Origin of the sequence: Brevibacillus sp. JB24b, assembly GCF_051713385.1 — a bacterium.
In the GTDB taxonomy this organism is placed as follows: Bacteria; Bacillota; Bacilli; order Brevibacillales; family Brevibacillaceae; genus Brevibacillus_B; species Brevibacillus_B laterosporus.
The window spans coordinates 5,201,394-5,214,483 of record NZ_JBNVQV010000001.1 but is presented as its reverse complement, the minus strand read 5'-3'; the positions used below and the strand labels follow the sequence as shown (position 1 = coordinate 5,214,483).

The 13,090-nt window shown below is 39.1% G+C and carries 8 protein-coding genes; 5 read left to right on the top strand and 3 right to left on the bottom strand.

Annotated features, from left to right (window positions below):
• The first annotated feature begins 361 nt into the window (after positions 1-361).
• From ACQV1I_RS24305 to ACQV1I_RS24295, 3 genes are all read left to right on the top strand, one after another.
• The gene (locus ACQV1I_RS24305; RefSeq protein ID WP_116333534.1) at positions 362-931 is read left to right on the top strand and encodes an RNA polymerase sigma factor; all 570 of its coding nucleotides are present in this window, start codon (positions 362-364) and stop codon (positions 929-931) included.
• Complete coding sequence (locus ACQV1I_RS24300) at positions 924-2,426, top strand: DUF4179 domain-containing protein (protein WP_116333535.1); 1,503 nt, start codon at positions 924-926, stop codon at positions 2,424-2,426. Before ACQV1I_RS24305 ends, ACQV1I_RS24300 begins: the two co-directional genes overlap by 8 nt.
• Before the next feature lie 516 nt (positions 2,427-2,942).
• On the top strand, positions 2,943-4,661 hold the full coding sequence (locus ACQV1I_RS24295) for a methyl-accepting chemotaxis protein (RefSeq protein WP_116333536.1): 1,719 nt from the start codon (positions 2,943-2,945) through the stop codon (positions 4,659-4,661).
• A gap of 89 nt (positions 4,662-4,750) precedes the next feature.
• On the opposite strand, the gene ACQV1I_RS24290 is transcribed toward ACQV1I_RS24295, so the two are convergent.
• From ACQV1I_RS24290 to ACQV1I_RS24280, 3 genes are read right to left on the bottom strand one after another with little or no spacing between them, the layout of a single operon-like run.
• The gene (locus ACQV1I_RS24290) at positions 4,751-6,595 is read right to left on the bottom strand and encodes an SH3 domain-containing protein (RefSeq protein ID WP_116333537.1); all 1,845 of its coding nucleotides are present in this window, start codon (positions 6,593-6,595) and stop codon (positions 4,751-4,753) included.
• Entirely contained in the window at positions 6,592-7,533 is a 942-nt protein-coding gene (locus tag ACQV1I_RS24285) for a hypothetical protein (protein ID WP_116333538.1), read from the bottom strand. Before ACQV1I_RS24285 ends, ACQV1I_RS24290 begins: the two co-directional genes overlap by 4 nt.
• Positions 7,530-7,679 carry a hypothetical protein gene (locus ACQV1I_RS24280; RefSeq protein WP_176452377.1) on the bottom strand — a complete coding sequence of 50 codons (150 nt, stop codon included), beginning with the start codon at positions 7,677-7,679 and terminating at the stop codon, positions 7,530-7,532. Before ACQV1I_RS24280 ends, ACQV1I_RS24285 begins: the two co-directional genes overlap by 4 nt.
• A gap of 205 nt (positions 7,680-7,884) precedes the next feature.
• Here ACQV1I_RS24280 and ACQV1I_RS24275 point away from each other — a divergent pair, with 205 nt between their 5' ends.
• Positions 7,885-9,666, top strand: coding sequence for a vWA domain-containing protein (locus ACQV1I_RS24275; RefSeq protein ID WP_094700141.1), 1,782 nt, complete (start codon positions 7,885-7,887; stop codon positions 9,664-9,666).
• A gap of 15 nt (positions 9,667-9,681) precedes the next feature.
• Entirely contained in the window at positions 9,682-13,071 is a 3,390-nt protein-coding gene (locus ACQV1I_RS24270; RefSeq protein ID WP_438769909.1) for a tubulin-like doman-containing protein, read from the top strand.
• Positions 13,072-13,090: the final 19 nt, after the last annotated feature.

The following is a 13,090-nucleotide window of genomic DNA, read 5'->3' as shown; positions in this document are numbered from 1 at the left end:
TGTATGAAAGAAGCGTCAGTGAACATTTTTGTTCCTTTGACGCTTCTTTTTGTTGGTAACGTTTCTGACAAAGCTTATTTTTTAGTACAGTGTTTATAGTAATGCAATAGCAACCAAAGATTTATTCAAGTAAAGCCCTTATCTCCTGACGAAGCAACGGCTGTTGGGGGCGGAAATACCACGATGATTCACCTAAGTGTTTGAATTATCGATCACTTCATTAAAGAAAAGAATACATAGATTGCATCAATGGTCCAAGTACCGGTTTACCAAGTGAGGGAAAATTTTTTTCTCTTCCGATGAACCAAAGTACGAGAACTGGTGAATAAGGAGTGAAAGGGAAAACGAGGAGGTTTTTTACGTGGAGGAAAATCATCATTTTCCAATAGCTAGAGGAGGAGGGTCAGTTGGTTTTGAAGCACTTGTTCAGCCTCACTTAACTACGGCATTTCGAGTCGCTTTTTTAATCGTTCATGATTACCATTTAGCTCAGGATGCCGTTCAAGAAGCACTGTGGGAGGCGTATCAATCACTTTATCGCTATGATGAACGAAAAGGGACATCGTTTCGAGCTTGGTTTATGAAAATTGTGACACATCGGGCGCTTAATATGGTGCGTAGAAAGAAAAAAACGGAGGAATACGCAGACTCCATTGATCCTGACCAAAACCCATTGGAGAGTATTCTGCAAAAGGAGCAAGAGCAGCAGATTTGGCGAGCGATCCAATCGATGACGCCGAAGCATCGCTCTGCTGTTATTCTTTACTATTATGAAGAGTTTAGTATAGCTGAAATTGCTAAAATCCTTGGTGTGTTTGAGGGTACGGTAAAATCAAGGCTGCATAAGGCCAGAAAGCTAATCGCTGAGAAAATACAGGCTGAAAAAGAAACACAGGTAATGACCGAGATAGGAGTGATCATGCATGACTAATCTAGATAAACAGATTGCACAGACTCTAAAAAAGGTAGCTGGAGAGTTGGATCAGCCTACTTTTGTAATGCCTGACCGGGCTGTGGCCTATAAAAGAAAAAGGTCGCGTCTGCTAGGCCCTTTGATTTTGCCAGTCTCAATTAGCTGCGCCCTGCTTTTAACGGTCTCGGTGGGTTCATATGTATCGCCCACATTTGCAGCCTATGTGAAATCGTTATTTGAAGGCAGTTCTGATAAAGAGCTGCAAAATGCAGCAGAGGAGGGCTTTTCACAGAAGGTAAACGCCTCTGTTACGGATCAAGGCTATACTCTTGAAATAAAGGAGATATTGGCCGACCCAATGAGAATTGTGGCCGTATATTCGGTCAAGGATCAGCAGAATAACTTTATTCATCCGGATAAGATAGATCTAGGGAATGTAGAAGTAACTGATTTGAAAGGGAATCCATTTAAGAGGGTATCTAGCGAATTATTTACATTAGGATATGACGATGATAGTCAATACGGCTATATCACTCTGAAAAATCCAGTGGGGGAAAAACAACAGAAGCTTTTACTGCAAGTCAAGGGTAGTGAGATTGCCTCTGTTAAAGGGGACTGGTCCTTACAGATTCCTTTTGATTTAGAAAAATCAATTACGGCTTCAAAGGTGCTGCCAATGAATGGGACGTATACAACACCGCAGGGATTGCAAATCAATTTAAACAGCGTGATGTATTCACCGACTGCTGCGCGTGTCGAATATGAAACAAAATGGACGGAAGAGGCAAAGAAAAGATTAGTGCAGGAAAGCAAACAAGTGAAAGGAAAAATAGCTTCAGCTCCCCCTTATGTTCGCTATGATGATTATAAGCTGAATTTTCATGTTGAAAATGAAAAGGGAGAGAAAATAAAGGACCTAAATACGGAGATTGCTACTCCTCGCAAGTATCTAGATAAATATGGTCATTCTATACGGAAGTATGGATTTGCTCCTCTGTCTCCTGATCATCAATATACACTGGTATTGGATTCCTTAGTAAAAACAGAACCGTATAAGCTGGACATATCATTTGAGCCGAAGCAGCTTGGCGATAAACTTGTAAGAGTAGATCAGGATGGCAAAACGCTTGAGATCAAGTCAGTAACCTTTGACAAACCTCAAAATGAAGCATCTCCCAAGGATGAAAAGCATGCTACGATTACACTAGAGGCTTATGTAAAGGATATTGTTCAAATACCAAGTACAATTTTAGTGGATGATGATACCGATAAAATTATTAATCACTTTGATTGGACGATAAAAGATGAGAAGGGCAAAATATACAATGTAACAGGCGGAGATTTTAAAATGTTAGGAAAGGACGAACAAGGCAGAAACCATATCCGAATAAAATTGCAAAGTTATGAAATGAAAGAACTTCCGCAAAAGATCAGCCTTACATCCGAACTGGCAGAAAAGAGCTATGATCTGGATTGGAGAGTACCATTGCCAATGCCAAAAGAAGACAAATGAGAAGTGATGGTTGCGAGCAAAATAGTTGAAGCAAGGAAAATAATACTGAAATTTGTATAAGTAAGAAAATGGACAGGAAAATCAACTGTCCATTTTTTGTGTGATCCTTTTAGATTGAATATTTGTATAAGAGAGAATGGAAATAATCTACCTCATTCCATAAGAATGACAGCGCTTAGGCCTAGTAGCAAAAAAGCTATTAGGCTATAAATGTATATGCACATAGTAATCTCAGGAGTTACATAATTGTTGGATAGAATAAATTTTTACTATAAAAAGTTCGATAATAAAAAGAGAAGGGCTAGGTATACAAATACCTAAGAAAGGAGATTCATTTTTGTTTGGGTAAAGTAAATCATTATATTTATAATTTTTACTATTTGGATAAAAATTATAAATATCGACATTATTTTATTTTATTCGACAAAATTCATCACTTTTTTTAAATTACGTATCGTTTTTAGATTGGTGCATTATATAATTAAATTAGAAAATTCTACTAGTAAGGAGAACTCCATGCAAATATTTCAAAACTTGAAAATAAGAACGAAATTATTACTCATCATTTTAACGTCTATCTTATCTTTCGTAGCTTTATCGTCATTAGGGTACAGCGGATTAAAAAAGGGGGATGAAGCGGCTTTAGGCATGTATGAAGACTGTTTGCTTCCGATTCAGTGGCTAGGAGATTTAGAATCGAATTTCTTTAGGGTTCATATGAATGTTGTGGAATATATGATTACCACTGATGAAAAAAGGAACAATGAGATTGATAAAATCATCAATGAATTACGCGTAGAGAATGATGATTTAATCAAAAAATTGGAAAGCACCCGTATTCCAGTGGAAGAAAAAGAATTGTACGAAGGATTTAGTGCTAGTTTTGACAAGCTACGTGATCTTACAAGCAAAGCGATCTTATTGGCTAGTCAAAATAAAAACGCAGAAGCGTATGCGTATTATTTGTCTGAGCTTCGACCTTCTAGAACAGAAGCAATTGTTTCCCTTGACAAATTGCTTACCTACCTACAAGAAAAAGCAGATAAGATCCAAACTGAAAATTACAAGGAAGCCAATTTTACGGTCATCATGTTTGCTATTGTAGCCTTACTAGTTGTTATCTTTATTAGTATTATAGGCTACATTATCAGCAAATCAATAAAGCATCCTATCGATCTACTAGAAGCAGATATGAAGCAAGTAACCCAAGGAGATTTGACCATTCGCACCTCCTACGAATCAAAAGATGAGATGGGAAGTATCGTATCCTCTTTCAATAACATGTTAGAGAACCTTCAGCAGTTGATGGGAAAAGTCCAAGCAACAACAAATACGGTAATGACTTCAACAGACAATATGCTACATGAAACACAAAATGTTTCTGCTATTTCTAGTAATGCTGTAGTAACCATTGATGAAGTGAATCAACAAGTACAAAGACAAATGTTTAGTATACAGGAAAGTGCTAAGGCTATGGATGAAATGTCAACCGGAGTACAGAGGGTTGCCGAATCTTCGTCTACTGTTGCTGAATTAGCGATAACTACAGTGGAACAGGCAAAAGAGGGCAGTCAGGTAGTGGAACAATTCATTACACAAATGGATACGATTCATAATTCTGTAGAGGAAACATCGGCTGTTATAAGCCGTCTGCTGACTAATACACAGCAAATTGATAAAGCTTTGTTGTCCATCACTGATATTGCTGAACAGACCAATCTATTGGCGCTAAATGCGGCGATTGAGGCGGCACGTGCTGGTGAATTTGGAAGGGGCTTCTCTGTAGTTGCAGATGAGGTGAGAAAACTGGCGGAGGAATCAAAACAATCGGCAAGTGAAATCAATCATTTAATCACCTTTATCCAGCAGGATTCCAAAGATGCCGTTCATGTAATGGAGAAGGGGCAGCAAGAGGCAAAACAAGGAATCATTACGGCCAATGAAGCAGGCAAAGCCTTCTCTACTATTGTGGAAGAAATAAATGAGATTACGTATCAGATTCAAGAAGTATCTGCAACAACTGAGGAAATGTCAGCAGGTACAGAAGAAATAAATGCATCGTTAGCTGAAATATCATCTACTTCTACCCAAGTAGCTGGGTCTACCAATGAAACTGTACAATCTATTCAAGCTCAGTCAGCTTCTACAAATGAAATGGCTAATCATTCTATGAGAATGAATGAGACAGTCAAGGAACTAGAGAAGCTATTAGCTCAGTTTAAAATTCAAAACTGATAACCCCCTTTTATAAAAGTAGAAACAAAAACAAGCTGGCAGAATCTTGGATCTGCCAGCTTATTTACTACTAGGCTTCAATTTGCTTTTTATCTCTGGGTACCTACTTCACGCAATTGGTCAAGACGTACCCAACCAGAATTTCCGTTAAAAGAGATTTGGTACCAACCATTTTGATCAGCTACACCCTCAATCGAGCTTCCCTTTTTTATCTGACCAATTACACCATATTCCTCGCTTGGACCGGCATAAACATTGATGGATTCTTTAGAAGAGCCATTTACTTTAACGTTTTTGTTGGAATGTGGGGGCGAGTCATTGTCCGATGGCTCAGCCTCTTCTGTTCTTGGTTCAGCTTCCTCACTTGTTTCCGTGTCCGAATCTGTGTCAGGCTCAGTTTCAGGCGGTGACGACAGGTAGTCCCTTATCTTCTCTTCATATACAAGTCCATCAGCTTCTAGCTTAAAAGCTGCAACTTCATTTTCCCCTTTTCCCTCTGCATTTTCTACTATTACGGAACCCGGAGCTTCCACTGCAAATCCATCTGCCGCTATTTCAAATCGCTTTACCCAATCTTTTTTGGATAAATCAGGAACAAATCCATAATATGTAGAGAGACGATTTTTACCTGCTGCTTCCACAATAATGATGGGGGTCTCTTTACTAATTAATACATCTGAGATAGTGAGGTTTTTTAGTTTTGTATCTGAATCAAATGATTCATCTAAATACAGTACAGTATCACCATCAGGTATTTTCGCTGCCAAATGAAGATGTTGGTCTGCCTCTGAAATACCGGCTACATAAACGAGAGAACCCCATCGCTTCTCCCCTGTGAGGACTGATCCAAACGATTTATCTGGATATTTCTCCTTCAATAGGCGAGTCGGATCATACTTCGTCCAGTGTTCTTCTAATTCTGTTACGAGCTGGGATGTATCCTGAAGACCACTTAGCTTTTGATACAGTTCTCGTGCCTTATCAAACTGGTTTGCTTTTGTGTAACGTTCCGCTTGTTTTAGCTGAGAGGTGAGATGTTGGTCAAAGAGGCTGACTGCTTCAGAATTAGTAGGTAGCAGGTCACTAATCTGACGATAAGCCTTTGCCTGTGCAATAAATGTGTCTAGGTCTTTATTGCGTATCGAGCGCCTGATCTCAGAGCTAGCATACTTTTCTAGTAGAGTGATTAACCAATCACCTTGTATATCTACTTGTTTATAGGCACGTAAACTTCTGGAGGCTGATTCGATTATCTGTTCAAAGGTATTTCTGTTTGTTAGATCTCTATATTTCTTTTGATCATAGGAACGAAATAGGGTAATGAGCTCCTGTCTCTTCTGCTTTTCCCCACCAAAAAATTCATCTGGAATGGCGACAAGGGAATGAACAAAACGTTCATCACGATAATTCTTTTTGGTTAGGTTTTCCTGCATAGATGTGGTATAGGTCTTTTTGATAGTAAGGAAATAATTTTTTACAGTAGCTTCGATTGCATGACCATCTGAAATTTGCGTGAAAAAATGTACTAGTAACTGCTCTTCTTGCAGGGATTGTTGCTTAAACGTGTGATAGGTCGTATATAACCCTAGCATATTCTCTACATTGTTATCCCCTATTGCAGAATGAATCTGTTGGGAAATGGATTCTAGTTTCAGACGAATCGAGCGTAGTGCTGACAATGGCTTACTCCATACTTCATCGCCATACGTAATAGTCGTAATAGCTTCCGCTTTAGCGAAGCTTTCTTCCGCCGCGAGTAGATTTTTCTCCTGATAGTACTTTTTTGCTTGTTCATAGAAATCAATTTTTTTGAGGCTATATCTAATCTTTACACCCATGGCTACTAAAGCTAGTAGGAATAGAACTAGTAGGATATTCCGTATCCAAAGTGACCGTTGATAGACAGGGAGTAGTTTGCTAATAAATTTCTTCATAGCAAAACTTTCAGTTCGGGATCAAACGAGTAATGCTGATCCACTTGTTTCTTGGTAGCTTCATATAATTTGGCCCATTGACCATCTTGATGCGCACTAACCATTTTAGCTAAACGAATCAAACGCTCCTTAGGTAAGTATTCTATGAACTCAATAATAAAATCCTGATAGTGCTCTACATGGGCTCGTACTCGTAGGGATGCACCTGCGACCTGACCAAGGATTTGTGTACCATTACTTTCCTGAAGAATATACGACTTATTTGAAATAACATAATCTAGTACGGCCTGTTTTACTAGCCATGGCTGGACTTTTAGTACCTCATGAAGATAGGCAATAAAATGATGGTTGTAATCAGATGGAATCAGCGTATCTAACTCTAGCTCCATGTCCTTGCGCAGCACAAAGTGATTAAGATATTTAACCTTGAGAATTTTTACTAAATCAGAGTCGATAAAGTAGCCAACCTCTCGGATTTTTTCATAGGCATCCTTATATTTTTTTGCCTTTACATCAGCATCAATATCCTCTAGATGTTGATATAGAGCATTTTTTATATTCTCCTGCTCCGTGTTGATGAATTGTTCAAAATGAACATTTTGTTCGTAGGAGCCGTAGCGCTTCTGCATGAGCCAAAAGAGTACAAAGAAAAGAACACCTCCACTACAGGCGAGTATTAAATTCGTCGTTGTATCAGCAAAAATGGCTGCGAGACAGACAAATAGACCAATCCAAAGAAAGCTGATTTGAACGTTTCGTCTAGTAGTGGCAGCAGAGACAGCACGGATCGGAAGGAGTGTTACCGTTTTTTCGCAAAATGGGCATTCTGTATCCCATAAGACAGAATAGGAACGACATTTCGGACAATATTTTAAACGTTCAAAGGCATGGGTTGTTTTGATCGTCTTCCTGAATTGAACACCAGTTTTTGTCTTCATTTTTGTTCACCTTCATTATTTAACAGGGCATGAAGATACTGATCCATCTCAGCTTCTGTTTTACTTTTTCGTTTACATAGCCATAGTTGAGTGAAACGATAGCCCAGTAGTACCAAAGCAATAGCCAAAAAGATATAAGTTATCATTTATCATTCTCCAAATATTCAATGTCGAAATATGTAACATAATAGTACATACGTCCGTATAACGTTATATGGATCTTACATTGCTTTTCTCTTTTTTATTGTAAAATATAGTGGTAATCTTGTCATATAGTCACATTCTTTGCAATAGTTGTTCAAAAATATGGGTATTTTTTACAAAAAAATTAGGTAGCGGAGGTTCAATAACATGCTTCAATGTAAGAGAGTCTTTCAACATATATTGTGCGTGGGACTTCTGTTGGCTTCTCTAACCACAGGTGCCACGTTTGGTTTTGCACAGACTGGTGGAGACAAAATGGACGCTGTGTTGGTTGTAGACGTCAGCAATTCCATGACTCAAAGTGATAAAAACAAAGTAAGTAACGAAGCGATGAAAATGTTTGTGGATATGACCTCTATTCAGGGGAATAAGATCGGGGTCATCGCCTATACGGATAAAATCGAGCGCGAAAAGGCACTAGTTGAGGTTAAATCCGATCAAGATAAGCAACAAATCAAAGCTTTTATTGATAGTTTACAAAAAGGAGCTTATACGGATATCTCTGTAGGGGTCGATGAAGCAGTAAAAATCCTAGATGCAGGACATGACCCGGCGCATTCTCCCATCGTTGTGTTGTTAGCAGATGGGAACAATTTTCTAAATAAAGATTCCAACCGTACGCAACAGATGTCAGATCAAAAATTGCAAGATGCGGTAAAAGTGGCGAAAAGCAAAGGGTACCCAATCTATACGATTGGACTTAATGCAGATGGTCAATTGAACAGAACAACTTTGCAACAGATCGCGGCAGATACGAATGGTAAATTTTTTGAAACAAGTACAGCTGACAAATTACCACAAATTTTAAGCGAGATCTTTGCTAATCATTTGAAGCTGAAGGTTGTTCCTGTTAAAAGCCTTACTTCAAATGGAGCCTTTCAGGACGTAACGATCTCTATTCCTAATACCAATGTATTGGAAGCAAATATTTCTATTATGTCGAAGAATGCCGTACAGGTAAACTTGTTTGATCCATCTGGTAAGGCGGTACCAATTCCGTCTAACCAAGTCCATTTCTCGAAATCAAATGCGTATTCCATGGTTAAAATGTTAAAACCCCAGCAAGGTGATTGGAAGCTACAGGTCAAAGGAGTAGCTAAGGACAAGATTGATATTAACATGATCTTTAACTATGACTTGCAGCTCGCAATGGAGCCAATCCCTACTAAGACATATAAAGCTGGCGATGACATCCAAATTAAAGCGGAGCTAGTTAGTAATGGACAAAAAATGACTAGCACTGACCTTTACAAAAGCATGAAAGCAAAGCTACTGGTTAACGATTTAACCGACAACAAAACAAATGAAATTGAACTAACCAATACTGGTAGTGGATTTACTGGAAAATTTACTATTCCATCCTCCCATCAATACGAGATTAAGGTTAAAGCGGAGGATAGCAGTTTTTATCGAGAAACGCAGCCTGTTACTGTGGATGCAACAAATACAGGGGCAACGGGAGCACAGCAACCTACAACTGATCCAACAGTGGAAGAAAAGCCATTCCCGTGGTTGATGACGGTTGGTAGTACACTTGGTCTGATTTTACTTATTGCGATCGTTTTATATGTACTGTCCATGTGGAAGAAGGCAAACAAAGGATTTATGGGGCAAATGGCTATCGAAATTATCAATGAAGATACAGGCGAAAAGTCGAGTCCGCAGTATAAAAAACTAAATGGCTTTAAAGGAAAGGTCAAATTGCATCAATTGTTGCAGCTTGCTCCAGAGTTTCAGGAGACAGATAAAATCATTTTTGTACCAGGCAAAAATGACACGCTTATCATTCAAAACAAATCTGAATGTCAGATTGAAAAGGCTGGAAGAGTACTAGATGCAAGTAAAGGAAGGGAATTAAAAAGGAACGATCGAATCAAGGTAACCCTTTCTGGTGTAAACAAATCAGTCTTTATTGACTACATCATCTAGGAGAGGATCGATTATATGAGAGCAGTTGTGAGAGAACATATTCAGCAGTTGGATGTATCATTAGGCGGGGGTATCGTTAGTGAGAAGATTCGTGTAGATACGATTGATAACCCTATGCTTGTTATTGGTTTAGGTGGAACGGGGATTGATGCTTTGCTCCGTTTAAAATATCAGGTTAATAGACGCTTTAAGCTACCAGTTGATTCTTTATCGAAAAAGCGGAAGGAAAAACCGGACAATATTGAATTTGTAGCCTTTGAAACGAATGAGCATGATCGTAACAAGCGCTACAAGGGTATTGGACTTGATCCCATTTCGGAGTTTGTTTTGCTTTCCAATCCAGAGATTGGTGGAGTATTACAGAACAGAAGCATTTTAGAACCATACATTACGGATTGGCTCTCGCCTGAGCTGACGATCACAGATGGGATTAGTGGAGCATCAGGAGTTAGACAGGCAGGTCGTTTACTATTATTCACCAAAATTACACAGGTAGTCCAAACCCTTGAGAAAAAGATCAAGATGCTTACCGAGGGCACTAACAAGAAGCTGATCGTATTTATTTTAACTGGTATATCGGGTGGAACCGGTAGTGGTTGCTTCATGGATATTGCCTATATTGTTCGTGGTATTTTGGAACGGGAATTTGGCAGTGCGGGAGTAGATAAGGTTAATTCACTTGGCTATTTATTTACACCAGATGTTAACCTGTCTAATAAGAGCCTTAGCTCGCATACGCGCGATTACATTATGAAAAATGGTTATGCAGCGTTAAAAGAGCTGGATTATTGGATGAATGCAGACGAACGTATGGATCGCTTTAAACAACAATACGGCAATGTATTAAACGTCTCTTCTCCAATGCCTCCGTTCAATCTGTGCCATCTTATTTCGGCAACAAATCTTGAAGGTAAAGCATTAGAAAATGCCTACGATTACTGCATGAATGTTACGGCAGAGAATATTACCAACTTCATGGCTAGTGAAGAAAAACGGTCAGGCGAAGAGTTTGCGATTCATGATTATATTAGTAATATTCGCACCAACATTAATCAGATGCCAAAAGCATATGCGGCCAACTACCAATACAACGTAATAGGTGCTTCATCTGCGGTACTACCGATTGAAGAGATGACTACTTATTTGGCGTATCGATTATTTAAAAAGATGGAGAATATGTTTACCGCTGCTCCTACACAGGAGGATGCAGAAAAATTTGCTCGCAAATTAGGCATTGATATCGACTCGATTTCCAAAAGGTTTGAAGAGCGAGTTCCTGAACCTATCCCAGGCTACGAAAATAGTGAGCGTCTCAGCTATAGCAATGTCATTAGCCAACAGGTTGTTAGTATTGATCATGAGCTGGAGCAGGGCTATCTGGCTAAAGCGAGAGAGGAATACATCAAGTGTAAGAAACAGCTACCAGGTGAGCTGACCACTACATTTGGTGAGATGATTACAAGAGTATTTTTACATGCACAACAAGGACCATTTTATGCATCGCGTCTGATTCATTCCGATAAAGGCTTTTCCTTACTTAAAATGATCCTGTCTTATATTGAAAGCCTAAAATTGAATCTAGAAGGTTTCCCAAGAGAGATTGAGGGAGCGCGTGAAACAGCTAATGAGAAGCTAGGTGATGCTCGTAGTGCATTCATCTCAAAAGAAAGAAAGAAAAATAGCTATTTGGAAGCAAAAGTCACCGAATACCAGCTCCTTGCTGATCATGAAAAGCTAGAGCAAATGATCGAATTCTACGAGGAGCTATATCGTCGATTAAGTGATGAAAATAATCGGATTTATAGTGTATTTACGGAGATTTTAAATACGCTCAACCAAATCTTTGAAAAGAACGGTGACATCCTCATCAACGGTGGGGAGGAGCTGGATCGCACCGGAAACAAAACCTATTACTGGAATATTGTGAGTGTGCCTGACATTGCGAAAGTTATAGCTACTACTATTGATGAGAAGGATACAGATGATTTAATACGTGATTTCACTGCTGAATTGCTGAAACGCTCCGATAATTGGATCAAGGAAACGGAAGTGGATATCGTTGGTGCTATTTCTGACTTCTTATCTGATAAGTTCAGCGAGTTGATTACAACTTCTATGGAAGAGTTTTTGCTGATGAAATACGGGCAAGACGAAACCCTAGATCGTATCGTAGAACGAAAAATAGCTAGCAAATTAGATGAAGAGGCCATTCCGGTTTTCCATATCAGTAATAATCTGGGTAATATGGATTTTCCTTCGTGGGGCTTTGTCTCTGTACCACTTCAGGCTCCTTCTATTTTGAAGGGGATCAAGAACTATCAGAATACGTCAATTAGTGGCTCCCGATTTACCGTTAAGGAGAGCGGAGTTAAAAACCGTATTTTCTGGTTGAACACGAAAAATGGTGTCCCTTTGTTTGCTTATACTCCACTAAAAGTGTATGAGGAGAGCTATGAGCGAACCATTCTTGAAAAAGAGGGGGTTGGTCGTCACTTAGTCCAATCAGAAAAGCATAACTGGGCGTACCTACCATCTCCTATTCCAGAAAAATCTTGGGGAGAAACGTATCTGAATGCTCGCGTAAAAGAGTACAATGCTAGAGTTCGTGAGCTATTTGACAGAGCTATTCGTTTCGGATGCATCGTCGAAAAAGACAGTGAAAATAAAACAAGTAACCGATACGACTGTATCATTACAAAGCCTTTTGAAATCACTGCCTTTTTAGCCAAATACCAACTAGACAAAGATCCTTCTAAAGGTAGCCCAGGAGAGATCAAGAGATGTCTAGCTGAATTGAAGGGCTTTATGGAGCAGGGATTGGAGCAGGAGTATACAAAGGATCTGTTTGGTAGCATCAACGAAGAGATGGCCAAAGAAAATTTAATTCGCTCTCCAGAACTTATTCGTCTACTTCAGCAGGAAGTGCGTAAATATGAAGACATCGAGAGTATAATCAGTGAACTACAACAGATCATCCAATCGATCCAAGGTGAGGAAGAGCTGATCAATCGATTCATTGAAGCATTATACACTGGTACCATTTGTAAAAAAGGTGCGCTGTACGTGTATGATAAAGATGAAGAAGAAGAGGCTTGGGAGCCTTTCGTCAATTTGATGAAGGTGAACAAGCATGTAGAGTTTGCTATCTATAATCAGTACCGTAGCTTGGAGGGCAAACAAATGACGGCTCTTCAACGTAAAGCGAGTAAACGAAGCGACCAAATGACATCAGCGATTGATACCCAGGAATTGATCACGAAGCTGGAGGAAATCACTGCTGCTTTTCAGGAAGCAAAGAACGAGCTTGAGTACGATCGGGATGACTATGTAAATGGGGAAGACATGTATCGTTTTTATAAAAAGGTGTGGGCTAAAGTAAACGATATGCGTAAAACATTACAATAATAAATTAGGGGAGAAAAGC

Coding starts and splice junctions, on each gene's coding strand:
- ACQV1I_RS24290 (WP_116333537.1), bottom strand. CDS start 6,595: ATGAAGAAATTTATTAGCAAACTACTCCCTGTCTATCAACGGTCACTT.
- ACQV1I_RS24300 (WP_116333535.1), top strand. CDS start 924: ATGACTAATCTAGATAAACAGATTGCACAGACTCTAAAAAAGGTAGCT.
- ACQV1I_RS24295 (WP_116333536.1), top strand. CDS start 2,943: ATGCAAATATTTCAAAACTTGAAAATAAGAACGAAATTATTACTCATC.
- ACQV1I_RS24280 (WP_176452377.1), bottom strand. CDS start 7,679: ATGATAACTTATATCTTTTTGGCTATTGCTTTGGTACTACTGGGCTAT.
- ACQV1I_RS24285 (WP_116333538.1), bottom strand. CDS start 7,533: ATGAAGACAAAAACTGGTGTTCAATTCAGGAAGACGATCAAAACAACC.
- ACQV1I_RS24270 (WP_438769909.1), top strand. CDS start 9,682: ATGAGAGCAGTTGTGAGAGAACATATTCAGCAGTTGGATGTATCATTA.
- ACQV1I_RS24275 (WP_094700141.1), top strand. CDS start 7,885: ATGCTTCAATGTAAGAGAGTCTTTCAACATATATTGTGCGTGGGACTT.